This window comes from Rhabdothermincola sp., assembly GCF_036846205.1.
Classification (GTDB): Bacteria; Actinomycetota; Acidimicrobiia; order Acidimicrobiales; family Acidimicrobilacustridaceae; genus Rhabdothermincola.
Map to the genome: position 1 here is coordinate 13793 of NZ_DAIUCK010000020.1, position 21255 is coordinate 35047.

Genomic DNA, 21255 nt, shown 5'->3' on the forward strand with positions numbered 1-21255 from the left:
GTCCAGCATAGGCGGCATCAGCCCTGGGTCGTGCCTGAGCCCAGGGCGACCGGGAGGCGGTCACGCCACGCACCTGTCGCCTCCTCCAGGCCCACGTCGAGCAACCCCTTCACCGAGAGCCGGTCGCCCGTGGCCACCCCGATGCGCTGCACCGGAACGCCGGCCTCGGCGCACACGTTCTCGACCGTGCCCACCAGTTCGGGGACGACGCACAGCACCGCCCTCGACGGTGACTCGCTGAACAGCTCCCGATGGTCGGCGATCCGAGCCGCCTGGAAGCCGATGCCCGAGCGCACCGCCATCTCCGCCAGAGCCAACCCCAGTCCGCCGCTGGACACATCGTGCACCCCCGCCAGCAGGCCACCGGCCACCAGGGTGCGCACCACCGCGGCCACCGCCAGGTGGTGGGAGTGGTCGAGCGCCGGCAGGTGCCCGCCACGGTGTCCCTTGGCCCGCGCCCACGCACTGCCGCTCAGCTCGGGCTGGGTGACGCCGACCAGGAGCAGACGCCCTCCTTCGACGAACCCCACGCCGGGTGGCTGGCGGTCGAGCCGATCGATCAGCCCGAGCATCCCGATGACCGGGGTGGGGTCGATGTCGGCGCCGCTCGATTCGTTGTAGAAGCTCACGTTCCCGCCGATCACCGGCAGCCCGAACACACGGCATGCCTCCGCCATGCCGTCCACCGCCTCGGAGAACTGCCACATCACCTCGGGATGCTCGGGGTTGCCGAAGTTGAGGCAGTTGACCACCGCCACCGGGCGGGCCCCGACGCAAGCCAGGTTCATCACCGACTCGGCGACGGTCAGCGCCGTCCCGGCGCGGGGGTCGACCGCGCACCAGCGGTGGTTCCCGTCAGTGGTGAGCGCGAGCCCCCGGCCAGTGTCGACGCCAGTGCGAGGGTGCTTCAGGCGTAGCACCACGGCGTCACCGCCCGGGCCCTCGACGGTGTTGAGGAAGAGCTGGTGGTCGTACTGAGTCCAGACCCACGAGGTGTCGGTGAGCAGGTCGAGCAGGTCGCCGGCCGGGTCCTTGCAGTCCGGCAGCGGCGCGGCCGAGCGCACCCGGAGGTGCTCGTCGAAGGAGACCGGCGCCGTGCACGGCCGGTCGTAGAGGGGGGCGTCCTCATGGAGGGAGGCGGCGGGGATGTCAGCGAGGACCTCCCCGTCCCAGCCGTCGAGGATCCGGAGACGGCCGCCGTCGTGGTCCCCGGTGGCCGGCCCGGGCGTGACCTTGCCGACCACGCTGGCCCGCACTTCCCAGCGACGGCAGATCTCGAGGACCTCATCGAGATGGTCCGGTTCGACGATGGCCAGCATCCGCTCCTGGGACTCGGAGGTCATGATCTCGAAGGGCTCCATACCCTCCTCGCGCAGCGGCACCGACCGGACGTCGACGTCCATGCCCATGCCGCCCCGCGACGCCGTCTCGCTCGTCGCGCAGGTCAACCCCGCGCCGCCGAGGTCCTGGATGCCGACGACCAGACCCCGGTCGAGCAGCTCCAGGCAGGCCTCGATGAGACGCTTCTCCTCGAAGGGGTCGCCCACCTGGACGCTCGGGCGCTTCGCCTCATCCGACTCGGCATCGCCGAAGCCCGCCGAGGCGAGCACGCTGACGCCACCGATGCCGTCACGGCCGGTGGTCGCCCCGAGCAGCACGGCGAGGTTGCCGACCCCCGTCGCCTGGCCGAGCACCAGCCGGTCGACCGGCAGCAGCCCCAGACACAGCACGTTGACCAGCGGGTTCTCGGCGTAGGTCTCGTCGAAGACGGTCTCGCCTCCCACGGTGGGCACGCCTACGGAGTTGCCGTAGCCGGAGATGCCGCTCACCACCCCTTCGGCGATCCAGCGGCTCCGGGCGTCGTCGAGAGAGCCGAACCGCAGTGGGTCCATGAGGGCGATCGGCCGAGCCCCCATGGTGAAGATGTCCCGCAGGATGCCGCCTGCCCCCGTGGCCGCCCCCTGGTAGGGCTCGATGGCGGAGGGGTGGTTGTGGCTCTCGATGCGCAGGGCGGCCGCGATGCCGTCGCCCACGTCGACCACGCCAGCGTTCTCACCCGGTCCCACCAGCACCGCCTCACCCTCGGTCGGCAGCCGCTTCAGGTGGATACGGGAGGACTTGTAGGAGCAGTGCTCCGACCACATCACCGAGTACATGGCCAGTTCGAGGTGGTTCGGCGCACGCCCGAGTATCCGAACGATCTCGTCGTATTCCCCGTCGGTCAGGCCCAACGAGCGATGGATCGACTCAGCCATGTGTGCTCCCGGTGCGCGGACATCGCCTCGCCCGCACGCTACCGGCTCTCCGACGCGGCCCGAGACGCCGGCGCCGGGGTCACGAAGGAGGCGGACCACGAAGGTGGCGACACCCTCCCGAACCGGACACCTCCCGAACCGGCCTGTCAAACGCGTGCCCCAGCACGCGTTTGACAGGCCAGAACGATGGCTCGCTGGCGGGTGGGATGAGACCGGGTTGCTGCGTGGGATCTCCACCTCGACATGCGAAGCCAACGGTCATACCGCGTGTGACGAGCTCGAATTCGCATGGAGTCGAGTCCTTGCTCTCTATTTCCTGGTCTGCTTGCATAGTGAAATGGCACCGTCAAAGAAGGCTTCGAAGAAGATGTCAGATACCCACAAGGCCGCACTGGCAGAAGGGCGCGAACAAGGGAGAAAGGTCCGGCGGTATCTCGAAGCCCTCGAAGCGAACAAGCCCAAGCGTGGTCGCAAGCGAACGACCGAGTCCATGCAAAGGCGGCTCGAGCAGATCGAACGTGCACTGCCGTCGGCCGACCCGCTGAAGCGCCTGCAGCTCGTGCAGGAGCGTCTCAACCTGCAGAAGCAGCTCGAGGCCGCCGATCAGAAGGTCGACCTCGCAGCACTCGAGGCCGATTTCGTGGCCGTCGCCCGCGACTACTCGGAACGCAAAGGGATCAGCTACGCAGCCTGGCGCGAGCTCGGCGTTCCCACGTCCACGCTGCAGGCGGCCGGCATCACCCGGGGCTCGGCCTGAGGGCCCCGCTCGATGCGGTCGAGTCCGCCCGTTCGGCCGAATCGAGCAACGAGCGCAGCAAGGGCAGGCCGTCCGTGCTCCCGAGCAGCGGATGGCTCGCCCTCTCCGGGTGAGGCATCAGCCCCACCACGTTTCGCCCGGCCGAGCAGATACCCGCGATGTCGTCGATCGACCCGTTCGGGTTGTCGACATAACGAAGGATCACCCGGTCCTCGTCTCGGAGCTCTGCCAGGATCTCTGGGCTGCAGGTGTAGTTGCCCTCGAAGTGATTGATCGGCACCCGGAGCACCGCACCCGCCTCCACCGCAGACGTCAGCACCGAATTCGTCGATTCAACTCGCAGCTCTACGGTGCGGCAGAGAAACTTCAGCCCCCGATTCTTCTGCAACGCGCCCGGCAGCAGCCCAGCCTCGGTGAGCACCTGGAAACCGTTGCAGATTCCCACCACCGGCCCACCGGCGTCGGCAAACTCGCGCACCGCTGACATCACCGGTGAGAAGCGGGCGATGGCCCCAGGGCGCAGGTAGTCACCGTAGGCGAAGCCCCCGGGCACCACGACCGCATCGACCCCGTGCAACGACGGATCCCCGTGCCACAGGATGTCAGCTCGTCCGCCCAGGGCCTCCACCGCCTCCACGACGTCGTGCTCGCAGTTGGACCCCGGGAACAGCACCACCCCCACACGGGCGCTCACGCCGTCGTCACCCCCACCGGCTCCAGATGGATCGACGAATCCTCGATCACCGGATTGGTGAGGAACCGCCGGCACATGTCTTCCACCTCTGCTCGCGCCGCGGCCTCATCCACCGACTCGATGACGAAACGGATGCTCTTACCGACCCGCACATCGCGCACCCCAGGGAAACCGAGCGTGGGAAGCGCCCGTTCGATGGTGGCTCCTTGCGGGTCGGCGATCCCGTCCCGCAGCCGGACTTCGACCTGCACCGAGAACAGCATCCGCTCACGCTCCCACTCGGTTCACCCCGGGCCAGTCATCGAACGACCGGCCGGTGATGCGCTCGTAGGCCTCGACGTAACGGTCGCGGGTCGCCTTCACCACATCGTCCGGAAGCGGGGGGGGCGGTGGTTGCTTGTCCCAGTCGAGCGCGTCGAGGTAATCGCGCACCGGCTGCTTGTCGAATGACGGAGGAGCTGATCCCGGGTGCCACTGATCGGCGGGCCAGAAACGGGACGAGTCAGGGGTGAGCACCTCGTCGGCCACCACCAGCTCGCCGTCGACGAGACCGAGCTCGAACTTGGTGTCAGCGATGATGATGCCGCGCTCCGCCGCCCACGCCGCACCCCTCGAGTACAGCTCCAGGGAGATGGCCCGGGCTCGCTCTGCCAGCTCGGCCCCGACCAGCGCTACGGCATCGTCGAACGAGATGTTGACGTCGTGCCCTTCTTCGGCCTTCGTCGACGGGGTGAACACCGGCTCCGGGAGCTGCGAGGACTCAAGGAGCCCGTCGGGCAGCGGCGTGCCGTGCATGGTGCCGGCACTGCGGTACTCCTTCCATGCAGAGCCGGTGAGATAGCCCCGAACGATGCACTCGATCGGCAGCATGTCGGCACGGCGGCACAACATCGTGCGGCCCTCCCACTCGGGCTTGCGACACTCAGGCGGAAGGTCGTCGAGCGCGGTGGAGATCAGGTGACTGCGTACCACGTCAGCGAAATGCTCGAACCAGAAGGCCGACATCGCGGTCAGCACCCGGCCCTTGTCGGGAATCGGTTCGGCCATGACGACGTCGAACGCGGAGATCCGGTCCGAGGTGACGAGCAGCAAGCGATCCTCGTCCAGCTCGTAGATGTCGCGGACCTTGCCGCTGTAGAGATGTCTGAGCTCGGTCACGGGTCCTCCTCCACTGATGCTGTGCTCACAAGATGGGCTCCGGTCGGTAGCCGGCGGCGCCGGGAAAGCGGCTGACGACCGGCTCGACCGCGGCGATGAAGGCGGCCACCTGTTGCGGCGCCGCGCCCACGAACGCCAGCGGCTCCGCCAGGACGGCCTCCAGGTCGGCCGGCGCCAGACCGAGACGGTCGTCGCCGGCCAACCGGTCGAACAGATCGTTGGCCTGTGCGCCCTGCTCCCGCATGGCCAGCGCCGTGGCCACCGCATGCTCCCGGATGACCTCGTGCGCCTGCTCCCGCCCCACCCCGCGCTGGACGGCGGCCATCAGGACCTTGGTCGTGGCCAGGAACGGCAGGTAGCGCCGCAGCTCGCGCTCAATGACCGCCGGGTAGGCCCCGAACTCTTCGAGCACGTTGAGCAGGGTCTGGAACACCCCGTCGGTGGCAAAGAACGCATCGGGGAGCACGACCCGTCGCACCACCGAGCAGCTGACGTCCCCCTCGTTCCACTGATCGCCGGCGAGGGCCGCCACCATCGTCAGGTGACCACGCAACACGGTGGTCAACCCGTTGATGCGCTCGCAGGATCGGGTGTTCATCTTGTGCGGCATGGCGGACGAGCCGACCTGTCCCTCCCGGAATCCCTCCGTGACGAGCTCGTGGCCGGCCATCAACCGGATGGTGAGCGCCAGACTCGAGGGCGCGGCCACAAGCTGGAGCAGACAGGACACCACGTCGAGGTCGAGTGAGCGCGGGTAGACCTGGCCGACGTTGGCCAGCACCCGCTCGAAGCCGAGGTGGCGAGCGACGAGCTGCTCGAGCTGGGCGACCTTGGCCGCATCACCACCGAACAGCTCGAGCTGATCCTGCTGGGTTCCGACCGGTCCTTTGATGCCGCGCAGGGGATACCGCTCGATCAGCGCCTCGAGCCGCTCGAAGGCCACCAGCAGCTCCTCACCGGCGTTGGCGAACCGCTTACCGAGGGTGGTGGCCTGTGCGGGGACATTGTGGGTGCGACCAGCCATGACGAGTGCCGCGTGCTCACCGGCGAGCTCGGCCAGCCGGGCGAGGGCGGCAACCGCGCGTTCCCGCACCAGCTCGAGCGAGCGCCGCACCTGCAGCTGCTCCACGTTCTCGGTCAGGTCGCGCGAGGTCATGCCTTTGTGGATGTGCTCGTGGCCTGCGAGCTGGGTGAACTCGTCGATCCTGGCCTTCACGTCGTGGCGAGTTCGACGCTCGCGCTCGGCGATCGATTCGAGGTCGACCTGGTCGATGACCGCCCGGTAGGCCTCGATGGCCTCGTCTGGAACCTCGACGCCCAGATCACGTTGCGCGGTCAGCACGGCCAGCCACAGCTCGCGCTCCAGCATGACCTTCTGGCGCGGTGACCACAGCTCGGCCAGCGGTCGGCTGGCATAGCGGGCTGCCAGGACGTTGGGGACTTCGCTCATCGACCGCCCCTCCCGCCACGCAGGGTCACCAGCCACCGGGACGGCATAGGCCATTCAGCCCATTTGCGCCTGGAACGCGGTCGAACCGTAAAGAGAGGCCGATCACCGGTCGAAGCTGCAGATGGAGGGACGGCTGCGTGTGAGCAGCCGCCGAAGGAACGTTCCGGAGCCGGTCCGAGAGGTCGAGCGGTATGGAAGAGCGATGCATGCGCCACCAGTTCGAAGCGGCGGTCGATCTGTGCCGGAACTGTGGCTACGAGTTCTGCGCGGAGTGCCTCGTCTACTCCTTCGGCCGTGAACAGCCGCCCTACTGCGTGCCGTGCGCGCTCGCCGCATCGGGCGTGCGATCGAACGCGGCGTACCCTCCCCGACCCAAGCGGGAGATCAAGCGTCGGCTCAAGGAACGGCAGAAGGCGGAGAAAGCCAGGGCCAAGCAGAAGGTGGAAGTGAAGCCGGTCGAGGTGGACTGGTCGATCCCCGACCGCCCGGGCGCGCCGGCCGCACCGGACTGGCTGGAAGAGCACCTGCCGAGCTCCGGCGAACGGGTCGCGTTCTGACAGCCGGCAACCGAGCCCCGACACCTTCGCTGCGCTCACCCTCCCGCCATCTCCCGCCGGTGCTCCGCCAGCTTCTCGGCCAGCTCCGCATCGCGGATGGCGAGCATCTCGACCACGAGCAACGCGGCGTTCATCGCTCCATCGACCGCGACGGTGGCAACCGGGATGCCCTTGGGCATCTGCACCGTCGAGTAGAGCGCGTCGACGCCGTTCAACGCGCCGCCCGACAGCGGCACCCCCACCACCGGCAAGGTGGTGTGCGCCGCCACCACCCCAGCCAGGTGGGCGGCCATCCCAGCTCCGCAGATGAAGGCCACGTAGCCCTGTTCTCGGGCAGACGACACCAGCTCGACCACCTGATCGGGGTTCCGGTGCGCGGAGAGGACGCGCACATCGGCCTCGATGCCGTAGCGGGCCAGGGTCTCAGATGCGGGGCGCATCTTGTCCTGATCCGACGCGGATCCCATCAGCACGGCGACCTTCATCGATCGATCTCCTCGTTCGCTGCCCGTTCGGCGATGTCGGTACGATGGTGCATCCCGCGCCAACGCACCTTCGACACGGCTTCATAGGCGCGGGCCCGCGCCGACGCCAAGTTCGGTCCCTGACCGGTGACCGACAGCACCCGGCCCCCTGCGGTGACCAGCCCGCCGCCGACGTCGGCGCGCACCCCCGCTGCGAACACGGTGACACCCTCGATCGCGTTGGCGTCGTCGAGCCCGCTGATCGGGTCCCCCAGACGGGGAGCGAACGGATAGCCCTCCGCCGCGCAGACCACTGTGACCGCAGCGCCATCGTCGAACTCGGGGATCGACCGCAGGGAGCCGTCGGCAGCTTCGGCCAGCAGCGTCGCGAGGTCGCTGCGGAGCCGGGGGAGCACCACCTGGGTCTCGGGATCACCGAAACGGACGTTGTACTCCAAGACCTTGGGACCCTCGGCGGTGAGCATCAGACCGGCGTACAGCACACCCCGGTAGTCGATGCCGCGGCCCCGCAGGGCGGCCACCGTCGGCTCGATGGCCTGCTCCATGACTCTGGCCACGATCCCGGGACCGGCCACGGGTACCGGTGAGTAGGCACCCATGCCGCCGGTGTTCGGGCCCCGGTCACCGTCGCCGACCCGCTTGAAGTCCTGGGCGGGCTCGAGTGCCACGGCGGTACGGCCGTCACAGATCGCGAGCACCGACAGCTCCGGCCCACGCAAGCCTTCCTCGATCACGACGGTGCGTCCGGCGTCGCCGAACGCCTCGCCCGACAGGTAGCCGCGCACCGCTTCGCGGGCCTCGGCCAGCGACTCGGTGACCACCACCCCCTTGCCGGCAGCTAAACCATCGGTCTTGACGACGTACAGCCCCGGCAGGCTCTCCAGGAAGGCCAACGCCGGCTCGGGCTCGCTGAACGTGCCGTGCCGGGCGGTGGGCACCCCGGCGGAGACCAGCAGTTCCTTCATCCAGGCCTTGGAGCCCTCGAGTCGTGCGCCGTCGGCTCCTGGGCCGAAAACCCGTTTGCCCTGGCGGCGGAGACGATCGGCGAGGCCCTCGACGAGTGGGGCTTCGGGGCCGATGACGAACAGGTCGGCCTCGAGCTCCTCCGGCGGCGCGGCGATCGACCAGGGGATGCCGGCGTTGCCCGGGGTCACGACCACCTCAGCCGTGCGCGACAGCACGTGGGCGAGTGCATGCTCCCGGCCACCGGATCCGACGACGACAGCTCTCATGCTGCGAAGTGGAGGAACTGGTCGCGCCCGGGACCGACCCCGACCAACCGGATCGGCACCCCGACCTGCTGTTCGAGGAAGGCCACATAGTCCAGCGCGTGGGACGGGAGCTGGCGGCGCTCGGTGACCGAGGAGAGATCGGTGGTCCAGCCGGGGAGCGTCTCGTAGATCGGGGTCGCCTTGTGGAGGACGGACTGGTGGTACGGCAGGTGCTCGAAGCGCTCACCATCGAGCTCGTAGGCCACACAGACCTTGACCTCCGGCAGCGTGTCGAGGACGTCGAGCTTGGTCAACGCCAGCTCCGAGAGCGAGTTGAGGCGTACCGCGTGGCGGAGCATCACCGCGTCGAACCAGCCCGTGCGGCGACGGCGACCGGTGTTGGTGCCGTACTCGCCTCCACGCTCGACCAGCAGGTCGCCGACCTCGTCGAGCAGCTCGGTGGGGAACGGCCCGGAGCCGACCCGGGTCACGTAGGCCTTGGCCACCCCGATCACCCGGTCGATGTAGCGGGGGCCGATACCGGCGCCGGTGCAGGCGCCGCCGGCCACGGGGTTCGACGAGGTCACGAACGGGTAGGTGCCGTGATCGAGGTCGAGGAAGGTCGCCTGGGCGCCTTCGAGCAGCACATGCCGGCCGGCCTCGAGCGCCTCGTGCACCAGCGCGACCGTGTCGGCGATCATCGGCTCCATGCGCGGGGCGCATTCCTCGAGGTACTGGCTGGCGATCTCGTCGGCGGAGAGCGGGAGCTGATTGAAGACCTTGGCCAGCACCGCGTTCTTCTCCTTGAGGACCACGTCGAGCTTCTGGCGGAAGATCTTCGGGTCGAGCAGGTCCTGCACCCGCAGGCCGACACGCGCCGCCTTGTCCGCATACGCCGGGCCTATCCCGCGCTTGGTGGTGCCCACTTTGTTCTTCCCCAGGCGGCGCTCGGTCAGCCGGTCGATCTCCTGGTGGTACGGGAGGATCAGGTGGGCATTGCCGCTGACCTTCAGCCGGCTGGTGTCGACGCCCTTGCGCTCCAGCATGTCGACTTCGTCGAGCAGCACCCGCGGATCGACCACCACCCCGTTGCCGATCACCGGGGTGATGTGGTCGTAGAGGATGCCGCTCGGCACGAGTTGGAGGGCGAAGCTCTCGCCGTCGACCACGATGGTGTGCCCCGCGTTGTGTCCGCCCTGGTAGCGGACGACGAGGTGCATCTCCTTGGCGACGAGATCGGTGAACTTCCCCTTGCCCTCGTCGCCCCACTGGGTCCCGACGACGACGGTCGCAGGCACGCGTGTCTCCCCTCAACTGAGGCGTCGTCTTGCACGGCAAGCGTAGTCGGTACGGGTCCCCGACCCTGCCGGGCCCGACCCGCAGGTGCTGCGGCGGCCGCACACCTGCCGCGGCAGGCACTCCTACCGCGGCCCGCCGCCGGCGCCGTCAGCTCAACACGACGGCGCCGGACGGGTCCACGTCGACGGTGATCGTGTCGCCCTCCGAGTAGCGGCCCTCGAGCAACGCCAGCGCGAGGCGATCACCCAGCTCGCGCTGGATCACCCGCTTCAGCGGCCTGGCCCCGTAGGCGGGATCGAACCCTTCCCGAGCAAGGGCGTCGGCCGCCGCATCGGTGACCACCAGCGAGATGCGCTTGGCAGCGAGTCGCTGCTCGAGCGCCCGCAACTGGATGCGCACGATGCGACGCAGGTCCTCCTCGGTGAGCTCCCGGAAGCGGACGATGTCGTCGATCCGGTTGATGAACTCCGGCTTGAAGAAGTCCCGGGGATCGCCCGGCAGGTTGGAGGTCATGATCAGCACGACGTTGGTGAAGTCGACCGTGCGGCCCTGCCCGTCGGTGAGACGCCCGTCGTCCATGAGCTGCAGGAGCACGTTGAACACGTCGGGGTGGGCCTTCTCGATCTCGTCGAGCAGCACCACCGAGTAGGGACGCCGTCGCACCGCTTCGGTGAGCTGGCCGCCCTCCTCGTAGCCGACGTAGCCCGGTGGCGCACCGATGAGGCGGCTGACCGCGTGCTTCTCCATGTACTCCGACATGTCGATGCGGACCATCGCCCGCTCGTCGTCGAACAGGAAGTCCGCCAGCGAGCGGGCCAGCTCGGTCTTACCGACACCGGTCGGGCCGATGAACAGGAACGTGCCGATGGGCCGGTGCGGGTCGGAAAGCCCGGCTCGGCTGCGACGGATGGCGTTCGCCACCGCGGTCACCGCTTCGTCCTGACCGATCACCCGCTCGTGCAGGACGTCCTCCAGCCGGACGAGCTTGGCCATCTCGCCCTCCATCAGCCGGCTGACCGGGACCCCGGTCCAGCGGCTGACGACCTCGGCGATGTCCTCTTCGTCGACCTCCTCTTTGAGCATCTTCTGTTGGGACTGCAGGTCCTCGAGCCGCTTGCTGGCCTCGGCGACCTGCCGCTCGAGCTCGGGGATCTGCCCATAGCGGATCTCGGCGGCCCGCTCGAGATCGGTCTCCCGCTCGAGCTCCAGCCGCTTGTTCTCAAGCTGCTCCTTGAGGGCCTGGATCCGGGTGATCGCCTCCTTCTCGGACTGCCAGTGGGCTTTCATGCCCGCGGCCTGCTCGCGGAGGTTGGCGAGCTCCTCGTCGAGGGCGGCGAGCCGCTCCTGGGAGGCGGGGTCGGTCTCCTTGGCGAGGGCCACGCGCTCGATCTCCAGCTGGCGGATGCGCCGCTCGACCACGTCGATCTCGGTCGGCATCGAGTCGATCTCGATGCGCAGCTTGCTGGCGGCCTCGTCGACCAGGTCGATGGCCTTGTCGGGCAGGAACCGGCCGGTCAGGTAGCGGTCGGAGAGGACCGCCGCGGCGACCAGCGCCGCGTCCTGGATGCGCACCCCGTGATGCACCTCGTAGCGCTCCTTGAGCCCTCGCAGGATGGCGATGGTGTCCTCCACGGAGGGCTGGTCCACGTACACCGGCTGGAACCGCCGCTCGAGTGCGGGATCCTTCTCGACGTACTTGCGGTACTCGTCGAGGGTCGTGGCGCCGATCATCCGCAACTCGCCCCGGGCCAGCATCGGTTTGATCATGTTTCCGGCATCCATCGCGCCCTCGGCCGCGCCGGCGCCGACGATGGTGTGCATCTCGTCGACGAAGGTGATGACCTCGCCCTCGGAGTCGGTGATCTCCTTGAGCACTGCCTTCAGCCGCTCCTCGAACTCACCCCGGTACTTCGCACCGGCCACCATCGAGGAGAGATCCAGCGCGATCAGCCGCTTGTTGCGCAGGCTCTCGGGGACGTCCCCCTCGACGATGCGCCGAGCCAGACCCTCCACGATCGCCGTCTTGCCCACGCCCGGCTCACCGATGAGCACCGGGTTGTTCTTCGTGCGCCGGCTGAGCACCTGGATGACCCGGCGGATCTCGTCGTCACGGCCGATGACCGGGTCGATCTTGCCGGCACGGGCGGCCTCGGTCAGATCTCGCCCGTAGCGCTCGAGTGCCTGGTACTGCTCCTCCGGGTTCTGGCTGGTGACCCGGTGACTGCCCCGGACCTGAGCCAGCGCGGCGAGCAGGTCCTCCCGGTCCACCCCGATGTGGTCGGCCAACGCGAGGAGCAGGTGCTCGGTGGAGAGGTACTCGTCGCGCAGCTCGGCGCGCTGGCGGTCCGCCGCGTCGAGCAGCTCGGTGAGCTGGCGGCCGAGGCGGGATTCACCGCCGTAGGCCTTCGGCAGCCTCGCCACCGCCTCCTCCGCCCGGTTCCGCAGGGTCAGCGGCGCCACCCCGACCCGCTGCAGGATCGGCAGCACCACCCCATCCTCCTGGGCGAGCAGCGCCAGCAGGAGGTGGTCGGGTGTGACCTCGGGGTTGCTGTTGGCCCGGGCCGCGCTCAGGGCAGCGTTGAAGGCCTCTTGGGTCTTGAGGGTCCAGCGGTTCGGGTCGAGGGGCATGGGGTCTCGGTGCTCCTGTGGTGACGGATGGCGGCGCCGGCAGATGCCGGGATAGACGACTCAGAAAACTTGATAGTGACTTTATCAACTTTAGGCGGAGCTGGTCCATTCCCGCCACCCATGATCCGCTTGCCGCCCCACCTCCCAACAGAGACATCGCCGACGCCACCCGGTACCGTGACCACCCGAGCTGCCGGGTGCCGAGCCGGCCCATCGAGGGCACGGAGGATCGAGCGATGCACCATTGCCCATCCCGTACCCCACCCGCCTCCTCGTCTCCACAGGCCGGCCGGAGGGACTGAGATGCCCGCTCCGCAGCGCTGCCTGAGTCGAGACCAGGTCGCCCGCCACTGCCGCGAGCACGACTTCGCCGAGGGCCGGCGGGCCACGACTGTCGGGCTGGAGCTGGAGTGGCTCACCCTCGACCGCTCCGGCCAACGGCTCCGGCTGGAGGACGCCGAGGCCGTCATCGCCGAGGTGAGCCCGCGGATCACCGGCGGCCGCCTCTCGCTGGAGCCCGGCGGCCAGATCGAGCTGAGTACCTTCCCCTTCCCCGACGTCGCCCTCGCCTGCGCGGCAGCCGCTGCGGACCTGCTCGCCCTCGACCGGGCCTGCGCGGCCCGCGGCATCGGGCTCGTGGCTCTCGGGCAGGACCCCGTGCGAGCGCCCGAGCGGGTGGTCACCGCAGCTCGGTATCGGGCCATGGAGTCCTACTTCGACGCGCTCGGACCGGCCGGGCGCACCATGATGTGCAACACCGCCGCCCTGCAGGTCAACCTTTGCCTGGGGGACCCGGCACGACAGGTGGAGCGCTGGCGGCTGGCCCACCAGATCGGTCCCGCGTTGATTGCCGCCTTCGCCAACTCGCCGTTCGCCGAGGGCGCCCCGACCGGCTGGCAGTCGAGCCGGCTGCGCACCTGGTGGACGCTCGACCCGTCCCGATCGGCGCCCGTCCCTATCGACGGCGACCCAGCCGAACGGTGGCTCCGCTACATCCTCGACGCCCGGGTGATGCTCATCCGGGTCGGCGACGACGACTTCCGGGCACTGCGCCGCCCGATGACCTTCGGCCAGTGGCTCGATCAGGGCCACGAGCTCGGGTTCCCCACCATCGATGACCTCGTGTACCACCTCACGACCCTGTTCCCCCCGGTCCGCCCGAAGGGTTGGCTCGAGCTGCGGATGTTCGACGCGTTGCCGACCCCGTTCTGGCACGTGGCCACCGCCGTGGCGGTGGCCCTGCTCGAGGACCCCGACACCGCGGCGGCGACCGGCGAGGCGGTGGCCGGCACCGCCGGCCTGTGGATCGACGCTGCGCGACTCGGGCTCGCCCACCCACTCCTCGCGTCAGCCGCGAGCCGGTGCTTCGAGTTGGCCATCGAGTCGCTGGAGCGCCAGCGGGCCGACAGCCTGGCCGGCGTGGTGGCGGCCTATCACGACCGCTGGGTGGCTCGAGGTCGCTCCCCCGCCGACGACCGCCTCGATGCCTGGCACCGGGACGGCACCCTCTGGCCGCCCCGGGCCTCACCGGTGCCCTACGCGGTGGACCTCGACTTCTCGGCGGTGCTGCCGTGATCCCGCCCTCCGACCGGGATGCCATCAGGCACGAGCTGGCCCGGGCACGGGCGCGCACGCGCTCGCTGGTCGACGACCTGAGCGACGACGACCAGCGCGCCCAGCACTCCCCGATCATGTCCCCGCTCGTGTGGGATCTGGCTCACGTGGGGAACTACGAAGAGCGGTGGCTGCTACGGGCACTCGACGGGCGCCCACCCGTCGACCCGGCGATCGACTGGCTCTACGACGCGTTCGAGCACCCGCGCTCGACCCGACCATCCCTCCCGCTGCTCGATCCGGTCGCCGCCCGTGCCTACCTGACGACGGTCCGCGAGGAGACGCTCGGGCTGCTGGAGATCGTCGACGAGCTGGACGCGCCAGAGCTGCTTCGGGGCGGGTACGTCTACGGCATGGTGCTCCAGCACGAGCACCAGCACGACGAGACCATGCTCGCCACCCGGCAGCTCATGGGGGAGCGGGCGCCCAGCGTCCCCGGCGCCCGACCGGTGCTCGGCCAACGCGCCCGCGTCCCGAGCGGCGAGGTGCTCATCGACGGCGGACCGTTCGTCATGGGCACCACCTCCGAGCCTTGGGGCTACGACAACGAGCGGCCGGCCCACCTGGTCGAGGTCCCTCCGTTCCGCCTCGACCGCACCCTCGTCGCCAACCGGGACTTTCTGGCCTTCATCGACGACGGCGGGTATCAGCACGAGCAGCTCTGGCGCCCCCGGGGCTGGGCGTTTCGCTGCGAACAGGGGCTCGAGCATCCGCTGTTCTGGCAGCGTGACGGGACCGACTCCTGGTCGATCCTGCGCTTCGGCCGGAAGATCGACCTCGCCGAGCACCTCGACGACCCCGTGCAGCATGTGTGCTGGTTCGAGGCGGACGCCTTCGCCCGTTGGGCCGGCAAGCGCCTCCCCACCGAGGCCGAGTGGGAGAAGGCGGCCACCTGGAACCCCGACGGCACCAAGACCCGCTACCCGTGGGGCGACCAGGCCCCCGACCCCGACCGGGCCAACCTGGGCGGTCACGTCGACGGGCCCTGCCCAGCAGGCACGACAGCCTCGGGGGCCAGCCCGGCAGGGGTCCACCAGCTCATCGGCGACGTGTGGGAGTGGACCTCCTCGGACTTCGTCCCGTACCCCGGCTACGAGATGTTCCCGTACCCCGAGTACTCCGAGGTGTTCTTCGGCGGGGACTACAAGGTGCTTCGCGGCGGCTCGTGGGCTTCCGATCCGCTCGCCGTGCGAGGCACCTTCCGCAACTGGGACCACCCGATCCGCCGGCAGATCTTCGCCGGGTTCCGCTGCGCCCGGGACGCCTGAGCGACCGTGTGCCGTCACGCCGCCTACTGGGGTCCCGCCCGCCCGCTCGCCGGGGTCGCGCTGGAGGCACCGCACTCGCTGCTCGTGCAGTGCGAGGCGGCGCGCGAGATGCCCTGGGGATGCGACAACCTCGACGGGTGGGGGTTCGGCTGGCACGAGGGCACCCGCGAGGGCCGGCGCTACCGCAGCGCGCTCCCCATGACCGAGGACGTCTCAGGCCAGGATCTGCTGCGAGGTGTGTCGTCGGGGCGGTTCCTGGTGCACGTGCGCCAGAAGACCCCAGGTGCCGCGACCCACCCGACGGGCAGCGCCCCGTTCTGGGACGGCGCAGCGACGTTCTTCGCGCACAATGGGTTCGTGCCCGGATTCCACGACGGGGTGGCCGACCTGCTGCGGTCACGTCTCTCGCCGGAGCGGGCGGCGATGGTGGAGGGCGACGCGGACAGCGAGGTGCTGTTCGCGCTGGTCCTCGATCGCCTGGCAGCCGGCGAACCACCCAACGAGGCCGTCGGGGTGCTGGCCGAGCTCGAGCATGAGCTGGGCGGCCGGTACAACGTGCTGCTGATGACCCCCGATGCCTTGGTCGCGACCCGGTGCGGCACAACGCTCTACGTCCACCGGGGCGAGGGCGTGACCGTCTCATCGGAACCGCTCGACGACCAGGCGTGGACCCCGGTACCCGACCGCACCGTGCTGACCGTCGACGATGGCGGCGTCAGAGAGGAACGCTGGTGAGCGCGGGACCGCAGATCGAGGTGCTGCTCTCGCCTGCCGATCTGGCTCGGGCCCTGCGAGACGACGTCCACACCGGGTTGACCGCTCTCCCCAAGTCGGTGCCGCCCAAGTGGTTCTACGACGACCGGGGCTGCGAGCTGTTCGACGCCATCACCCGCCTGCCCGAGTACTACCCCACCGAGACCGAACGCTCGATCCTGCGGGCCTGCGCGCCCGAGATCGCCGCCACCAGCGCGGCGGACACCCTCGTCGAGCTGGGTTCAGGCACCTCCGACAAGACCCGCACCCTGCTCGACGCCATGGTGAGGGAGAGTCGGCTCGAGCGGTTCGTGCCGTTCGAGGTGAACGAGTCCACGTTGCGCGCCACCGCGGACGCGATCATCCAGGACTACCCGGGCGTGCAGGTCCACGGGGTCGTGGGGGACTTCGAGCGCCACCTCGGCGCGCTGCCCCGAGACGGCCGACGGATGATCGCCTTCCTCGGCAGCACCATCGGGAACTTCACCCCGCCCGAGCGCAAGCAGTTCCTGTCCGAACTGGCCAGGGTGATGGCTCCCGGCGACTCACTGCTGCTCGGCACCGATCTGGTGAAGGACCCCGAGCGCCTCGAGCGCGCCTACAACGATCCCCAGGGTGTCACCGCCGAGTTCAACCTCAACCTGCTGCGGGTACTGAACCGGGAACTGGAGGCCGACTTCGACCTCGATGCCTTCGAGCACGTGGCCTTCTTCGACCCCGGCGCCGAGTGGATCGAGATGCATCTCCGGTCCACCCGTGGGCAGACCGTGAGGATCGCCGCGCTGGACCTCGAAGTGCCGTTCACCGCGGGCGAGCTGATGCGTACCGAGATCAGCGCCAAGTTCCGCCGCACCGGGGTGACCGCCGAACTGGCGTCTACAGGCCTGCGACTCGATCGCTGGTTCACCGACCCCGCGGGCGACTTCGCGGTGTCGCTGTCATCGCTGGCCGACGCCTGACGGCCCGGCCTCGGTCGCCGAGCGCCCGATCCTCCCGGGGGTGGCGGGATCAGCCCGTCCCGAAGATGCGGCGAGCGTCACCGAAGCGCACGACGGCTTGGCGCATCGGCACCAGCTCGCGCCGGTACTGCTTGTGGGTGCGCTCGACGGCCGCGTGGGCCTCGCGGCGGACCTCCTCGAGTTCGGCTTCGAGCCTGGCGATCCGGGCCTCCAGCTCGAGCACCCGCTTCACGCCGGCCAGGTTGAGGCCCTCGTCGGTGAGGTCCTGGATCCGGCGCAGCAGGCGGATGTCCTCGTCGCTGTAGCGGCGGCTGCCACCCTCGGTGCGGGCCGGCTCCAGCAAGCCTTTGCGCTCGTAGATACGAAGCGTCTGCGGGTGCACGCCCGCGAGCTCGGCCGCCACCGAGATGACGTAGACGGCTCGGGCATCAGCGCGACGACGGGCGCGGCTGGTGCTCATCGGTCACCCCTCCGCCTCATGTCCTTCATGATGACTCACACCCCCAGGTGCTCGCGCGGAGACCCCGAGGACGCCGCCGCGAAGGCCTCCACGGCTTCCCGCTGCTCGGGCGAGAGCTTGGTGGGCACCGTGATCTGCACCGTGACCAGCAGGTCGCCCACGCCGTTCCGATCCGGCACCCCACGACCCTTCACCCGGAAGACCTTGCCCGACGGCGTGCCTGCGGGGATCTTCAACGTCACCTTCTCACCGTCGAGCGTCGGCACCGTCAGGCGAGTGCCGAGTGCCGCCTCGTCGAAGGTGATGGGCACGGTAAGGGTGAGGTTGCGACCGGCTCGCCCGAAGAGTGGATCACGATCCACGTGCACCCGGACGAAGAGGTCCCCCGGTGGCCCGCCGTTGCGTCCCGGGCCACCGCGGCCCTTCAGGCGGATGCGCTGGCCGTCGTCGACCCCGGCCGGGATGCGGACCCGCACCTCCCGGTGTCGACGCTCCACACCGGTCCCCGAACAGGTCGGACAGGGGTCGACGATGATCGTCCCCCGACCGCCGCAGGCCGGGCAGGGAGTGGAAAACGAGAACAGGCCCTGGTTCTCCTCGAGGACCCCACGCCCGTGGCACTGCGGACAGATCTGGGGGGCGCTGCCCGGGCGAGCGCCCGAGCCGTGGCAGGTCGAGCAGGGCGCATCGCTGACGAGGGGCACGGTCGTGGTGACGCCCTTCACGGCCTCCCGGAACGACAGGTGCAGATCCGTCTCGAGGTCGGCGCCCCGACGGGGGCCCGTGCCCCGGCCCGGACCACCGGGGCGGCGGGCACGGCCGAACAACCCGCCCAGCAGATCCCCGAGATCGCCGGCCCCGAAGTCGAACGTCGCCCCGCCCGCGCCACCAGGGCCACCGAAACCCATGCCTCCGAGTGGGCCGAGCTTGCGGACCTCGTCGTACTCCTTGCGCTTGGCCTCGTCGCCGATGACGTCGTACGCCGCGGACACCTCCTTGAAGCGCTCCTCCGCTTTGGGGTTGTCCGGGTTGGCGTCCGGGTGCAGCTCGCGGGCCAGCTTGCGGTAGGCGCGCGTGATCTCCTTCTGGGACGCGCTCTCCGGCACGCCCAGGATCTCGTAGTAGTCCTTCTCGAACCACTCACGCTGCGGCGCCATCGACGTCTCAGTCCCTGACCTTCACCATCGCCGGGCGGAGCACCTGCCCCTTCCAGAGGTAACCCGTGCGCATCGACTCCACGACCACCGGCTCCCCACCGTCACCTGGCTCGTGCAACACGGCCTCGTGCAGGTTCGGGTCGAACGGGTGGTCGACCGGCTCCATGCGCTCGAGCCCCTCCTTCTCCAGGATGTCGAGCAACGACTTGTAGATGGGCTCGACGCTCTCCGCGCCGTGGCCCAGCGCAGCCTCGCACGCATCGAGGACCGGGAGGAGCTTGTCGACGAGCTGCGCGTTGGCCCGATCGATCAGCTCCACCCGCTCCTTCGACGTGCGCCGCTTGAAGTTGTCGAACTCGGCCTTCACCCGCTGGAGGGCTTCGAGGTACTCGTCGCGCTCAGCCGCCAGGTCCGACCGGCCGACCGTGCCATCGACGAAGGCTGCCTCCTCCTCCGATGGCGCACCGGCTCCTCCTGCCGTGTCGGGCTCGACCTCCTCGCTCGAGGCGGCTGCGGCGGCTGGCTCACCTTCCGCCACAGCCGCCGCTTCGAGCAGCTCATCGTCGGTCGCGGCCTCGGCCGGGCCGAGCGGGCCCTCGGGCGCGCCGGCAGCCGGCTCCATCACTGGCCCTCGTCGTCGACGATCTCAGCGTCGACGACCTCGTCGTCGGCCGACGCCGAAGCCCCACCACCAGCGGACGTGTACTGCTGCCCGCCCGCAGCCTGCTGGTACAGCTTCTGCGTGAACTCCTGGCTGGCGTTCATCAGCCGCTCGGTGGCGGTGCGGATGGCCTCCACGTCCGAACCACCGAGCGCCGCGCGCAGCTCGCTGAGCCGATCCTCCACGTCCTTGCGCTCTTCGGCAGAGATCTTGTCGCCCTGCTCCTTGAGGAGCTTGTCGGTCTGGTACACGAGGGTGTCGGCCGTGTTGCGGACCTCGGCCTCCTCCTTGCGGCGGCGGTCCTCCTCGGCATGGGCCTCCGCGTCGCGCACCATCTGCTCGATCTGCTCCTTCGAGAGCGACGACTGGCCGGTGATGGTCATCGACTGCTCCTTGCCGGTGGCCCGATCCTTGGCGGACACATGCACAATGCCGTTGGCATCGATGTCGAAGGTGACCTCGATCTGCGGCACACCCCTCGGCGCGGGTGGCAGGTCGACAAGCTGGAACTTGCCCAGTGTCTTGTTGAACTGCGCCATCTCCCGCTCACCCTGCAGCACGTGGATCTCCACCGACGGCTGGTTGTCCTCCGCGGTGGTGAAGACCTCCGTGCGGCGGGTGGGGATGGTGGTGTTGCGCTCGATGAGCCGGGTCATGACCCCGCCCTTGGTCTCGATGCCGAGCGACAGCGGGGTGACGTCGAGGAGCAGGACGTCCTTGACCTCGCCCTTCAGCACACCCGCCTGGATGGCGGCACCGACCGCGACCACCTCGTCGGGGTTCACCCCCTTGTGCGGCTCACGACCGGTCATCTCCTTCACCAGGTCCACGACCGCCGGCATACGGGTCGAGCCTCCGACCAGCACCACGTGGTCGATGTCCCCCTTGCTGAGGCCGGCATCGGCGATGGCCTGCTCGAAGGGGCCCTTGCACCGCTCGAGCAGATCGGCGGTGAGCTCCTGGAACTTGGCCCGGGTGAGCTGCTCGTCGAGGTGCAGCGGGCCTTCCGCGGTGGCGGTGATGAACGGCAGGTTGATCTGGGTCTGCTGCACCTGCGACAGCTCGATCTTGGCCTTCTCGGCGGCCTCCTTCAGCCGCTGCATGGCCATGTTGTCCTTCGACAGGTCGACCCCGTGGGCACCTTTGAACGTCTCGACCAGCCAGTCGATGATCCGCTCGTCCCAGTCGTCGCCACCGAGCTGGGTGTCACCGTGGGTGCTCTTCACCTCGAACACGCCATCGCCGATCTCGAGCACCGACACGTCGAAGGTGCCACCGCCGAGGTCGAACACCAGGATCGTCTGGTCGTGCTCCTTGTCGAGCCCGTAGGCCAGCGCGGCGGCCGTAGGCTCGTTGATGATGCGAAGCACTTCCAGCCCGGCGATCTGGCCAGCCTCCTTGGTGGCCGTGCGCTGGGCGTCGTCGAAATAGGCGGGCACGGTGATGACGGCCTGGTTGACCGTGTCACCGAGGTAGGCCTCGGCGTCACGCTTGAGCTTCATGAGCACCCGGGCGGAGATCTCCTGGGGCGTGTACGCCTTGCCGTCGATGTCGATCGTCCAGTTGGTGCCCATGTGGCGCTTGACGGAGCGGATGGTGCGGTCGGGGTTGGTGATGGCCTGGCGCTTGGCCACCTCACCCACCAGGACCTCGCCGTTGCGGGCGAACGCCACGACCGAGGGCGTGGTGCGGGACCCTTCCGCGTTGGGGATGACGACGGGGTCACCCCCCTCGAGGACCGAGACCACCGAGTTGGTCGTTCCGAGGTCGATTCCGACAGCCTTGGGCATGTGCTCGTCTCCTGTGTTCCGGGGCGGCCGCAGGGGCCGGTTACGGCTGGCCACCGCAAGGGGTGGGCGGCAGCCACCGAGATCTTCACGCAACCCAAC

Annotated in this window: 19 protein-coding genes; 6 read left to right on the plus strand and 13 right to left on the minus strand. The window is 69.4% G+C overall.

Going from position 1 to position 21255, the window contains the following annotated elements; genetic code table 11:
- Positions 1 to 17: 17 nt before the first annotated feature.
- Entirely contained in the window at positions 18 to 2255 is a 2238-nt protein-coding gene (purL, locus tag V7004_RS04655; protein WP_334142478.1) for a phosphoribosylformylglycinamidine synthase subunit PurL, read from the minus strand.
- Positions 2256 to 2622: 367 nt separating this feature from the next.
- On the opposite strand from purL, the gene V7004_RS04660 reads away from it, so the two are divergent.
- Complete coding sequence (locus V7004_RS04660) at positions 2623 to 3012, plus strand: hypothetical protein (RefSeq protein WP_334142479.1); 390 nt, start codon at positions 2623 to 2625, stop codon at positions 3010 to 3012.
- Here the strand turns inward: V7004_RS04660 and purQ are convergent.
- Genes purQ through purB form a run of 4 tightly spaced genes read right to left on the minus strand, consistent with a single transcriptional unit; the run spans position 2993 to position 6314 of the window.
- The gene (purQ, locus tag V7004_RS04665; RefSeq protein WP_334142480.1) at positions 2993 to 3706 is read right to left on the minus strand and encodes a phosphoribosylformylglycinamidine synthase subunit PurQ; all 714 of its coding nucleotides are present in this window, start codon (positions 3704 to 3706) and stop codon (positions 2993 to 2995) included. The two genes, V7004_RS04660 and purQ, sit on opposite strands and share 20 nt — an antisense overlap.
- Positions 3703 to 3969 carry a phosphoribosylformylglycinamidine synthase subunit PurS gene (purS, locus tag V7004_RS04670; RefSeq protein ID WP_208027500.1) on the minus strand — a complete coding sequence of 89 codons (267 nt, stop codon included), beginning with the start codon at positions 3967 to 3969 and terminating at the stop codon, positions 3703 to 3705. The genes purQ and purS overlap by 4 nt, the downstream gene beginning before the upstream one ends.
- Positions 3970 to 3973: 4 nt before the next feature.
- Positions 3974 to 4864 (minus strand): phosphoribosylaminoimidazolesuccinocarboxamide synthase, encoded by an 891-nt coding sequence (locus V7004_RS04675; protein ID WP_334142481.1) that lies wholly within the window; start codon positions 4862 to 4864, stop codon positions 3974 to 3976.
- A gap of 25 nt (positions 4865 to 4889) precedes the next feature.
- On the minus strand, positions 4890 to 6314 hold the full coding sequence (purB, locus tag V7004_RS04680) for an adenylosuccinate lyase (protein WP_334142482.1): 1425 nt from the start codon (positions 6312 to 6314) through the stop codon (positions 4890 to 4892).
- 206 nt (positions 6315 to 6520) lie between these two features.
- On the opposite strand from purB, the gene V7004_RS04685 reads away from it, so the two are divergent.
- Complete coding sequence (locus tag V7004_RS04685) at positions 6521 to 6871, plus strand: hypothetical protein (protein WP_334142483.1); 351 nt, start codon at positions 6521 to 6523, stop codon at positions 6869 to 6871.
- 35 nt (positions 6872 to 6906) lie between these two features.
- Here the strand turns inward: V7004_RS04685 and purE are convergent, their stop codons facing one another.
- From purE to clpB, 4 genes are all read right to left on the minus strand, one after another.
- Positions 6907 to 7356, minus strand: a complete 450-nt coding sequence (gene purE / locus V7004_RS04690; protein ID WP_208027496.1) for a 5-(carboxyamino)imidazole ribonucleotide mutase — start codon at positions 7354 to 7356, stop codon at positions 6907 to 6909.
- Positions 7353 to 8588, minus strand: coding sequence for a phosphoribosylamine--glycine ligase (gene purD, locus V7004_RS04695; RefSeq protein WP_334142484.1), 1236 nt, complete (start codon positions 8586 to 8588; stop codon positions 7353 to 7355). The genes purE and purD overlap by 4 nt, the downstream gene beginning before the upstream one ends.
- The gene (locus V7004_RS04700; protein ID WP_334142485.1) at positions 8585 to 9865 is read right to left on the minus strand and encodes an adenylosuccinate synthase; all 1281 of its coding nucleotides are present in this window, start codon (positions 9863 to 9865) and stop codon (positions 8585 to 8587) included. The genes purD and V7004_RS04700 overlap by 4 nt, the downstream gene beginning before the upstream one ends.
- Before the next feature lie 148 nt (positions 9866 to 10013).
- A complete protein-coding gene (clpB, locus tag V7004_RS04705; RefSeq protein WP_334142486.1) occupies positions 10014 to 12494 on the minus strand; it encodes an ATP-dependent chaperone ClpB in 2481 nt (826 codons plus the stop codon).
- Positions 12495 to 12797: 303 nt separating this feature from the next.
- Between clpB and egtA the strand changes: the two genes are divergently transcribed.
- From egtA to egtD, 4 genes are read left to right on the plus strand one after another with little or no spacing between them, the layout of a single operon-like run.
- Positions 12798 to 14069, plus strand: a complete 1272-nt coding sequence (egtA, locus tag V7004_RS04710; protein ID WP_334142487.1) for an ergothioneine biosynthesis glutamate--cysteine ligase EgtA — start codon at positions 12798 to 12800, stop codon at positions 14067 to 14069.
- Positions 14066 to 15376, plus strand: a complete 1311-nt coding sequence (egtB, locus tag V7004_RS04715; RefSeq protein ID WP_334142488.1) for an ergothioneine biosynthesis protein EgtB — start codon at positions 14066 to 14068, stop codon at positions 15374 to 15376. Before egtA ends, egtB begins: the two co-directional genes overlap by 4 nt.
- A 6-nt stretch (positions 15377 to 15382) precedes the next feature.
- A complete protein-coding gene (locus tag V7004_RS04720) occupies positions 15383 to 16111 on the plus strand; it encodes a class II glutamine amidotransferase (protein WP_334142489.1) in 729 nt (242 codons plus the stop codon).
- Positions 16108 to 17088 carry an L-histidine N(alpha)-methyltransferase gene (gene egtD, locus V7004_RS04725; protein ID WP_334142490.1) on the plus strand — a complete coding sequence of 327 codons (981 nt, stop codon included), beginning with the start codon at positions 16108 to 16110 and terminating at the stop codon, positions 17086 to 17088. The genes V7004_RS04720 and egtD overlap by 4 nt, the downstream gene beginning before the upstream one ends.
- 49 nt (positions 17089 to 17137) lie before the next feature.
- Here egtD and V7004_RS04730 read toward each other — a convergent pair whose 3' ends face one another.
- From V7004_RS04730 to dnaK, 4 genes are read right to left on the minus strand one after another with little or no spacing between them, the layout of a single operon-like run.
- Positions 17138 to 17548 (minus strand): heat shock protein transcriptional repressor HspR, encoded by a 411-nt coding sequence (locus V7004_RS04730; protein ID WP_334142491.1) that lies wholly within the window; start codon positions 17546 to 17548, stop codon positions 17138 to 17140.
- Positions 17549 to 17583: 35 nt separating this feature from the next.
- Positions 17584 to 18705, minus strand: coding sequence for a molecular chaperone DnaJ (dnaJ, locus tag V7004_RS04735; protein ID WP_334142492.1), 1122 nt, complete (start codon positions 18703 to 18705; stop codon positions 17584 to 17586).
- Between the two features lie 7 nt (positions 18706 to 18712).
- The gene (locus V7004_RS04740; RefSeq protein ID WP_334142493.1) at positions 18713 to 19327 is read right to left on the minus strand and encodes a nucleotide exchange factor GrpE; all 615 of its coding nucleotides are present in this window, start codon (positions 19325 to 19327) and stop codon (positions 18713 to 18715) included.
- The gene (gene dnaK, locus V7004_RS04745) at positions 19327 to 21156 is read right to left on the minus strand and encodes a molecular chaperone DnaK (RefSeq protein ID WP_334142494.1); all 1830 of its coding nucleotides are present in this window, start codon (positions 21154 to 21156) and stop codon (positions 19327 to 19329) included. Before dnaK ends, V7004_RS04740 begins: the two co-directional genes overlap by 1 nt.
- Positions 21157 to 21255: the final 99 nt, after the last annotated feature.

What these genes read in the sequence shown, in the direction of transcription:
- purB (WP_334142482.1), bottom strand. Translation starts at nt 6,314, where the DNA reads ATGAGCGAAGTCCCCAACGTCCTGGCAGCCCGCTATGCCAGCCGACCG.
- dnaK (WP_334142494.1), bottom strand. Translation starts at nt 21,156, where the DNA reads ATGCCCAAGGCTGTCGGAATCGACCTCGGAACGACCAACTCGGTGGTC.
- purD (WP_334142484.1), bottom strand. Translation starts at nt 8,588, where the DNA reads ATGAGAGCTGTCGTCGTCGGATCCGGTGGCCGGGAGCATGCACTCGCC.
- V7004_RS04660 (WP_334142479.1), top strand. Translation starts at nt 2,623, where the DNA reads ATGTCAGATACCCACAAGGCCGCACTGGCAGAAGGGCGCGAACAAGGG.
- clpB (WP_334142486.1), bottom strand. Translation starts at nt 12,494, where the DNA reads ATGCCCCTCGACCCGAACCGCTGGACCCTCAAGACCCAAGAGGCCTTC.
- purL (WP_334142478.1), bottom strand. Translation starts at nt 2,255, where the DNA reads ATGGCTGAGTCGATCCATCGCTCGTTGGGCCTGACCGACGGGGAATAC.
- purE (WP_208027496.1), bottom strand. Translation starts at nt 7,356, where the DNA reads ATGAAGGTCGCCGTGCTGATGGGATCCGCGTCGGATCAGGACAAGATG.
- V7004_RS04730 (WP_334142491.1), bottom strand. Translation starts at nt 17,548, where the DNA reads ATGAGCACCAGCCGCGCCCGTCGTCGCGCTGATGCCCGAGCCGTCTAC.
- V7004_RS04740 (WP_334142493.1), bottom strand. Translation starts at nt 19,327, where the DNA reads ATGGAGCCGGCTGCCGGCGCGCCCGAGGGCCCGCTCGGCCCGGCCGAG.
- V7004_RS04685 (WP_334142483.1), top strand. Translation starts at nt 6,521, where the DNA reads ATGCGCCACCAGTTCGAAGCGGCGGTCGATCTGTGCCGGAACTGTGGC.
- purS (WP_208027500.1), bottom strand. Translation starts at nt 3,969, where the DNA reads ATGCTGTTCTCGGTGCAGGTCGAAGTCCGGCTGCGGGACGGGATCGCC.
- dnaJ (WP_334142492.1), bottom strand. Translation starts at nt 18,705, where the DNA reads ATGGCGCCGCAGCGTGAGTGGTTCGAGAAGGACTACTACGAGATCCTG.
- egtA (WP_334142487.1), top strand. Translation starts at nt 12,798, where the DNA reads ATGCCCGCTCCGCAGCGCTGCCTGAGTCGAGACCAGGTCGCCCGCCAC.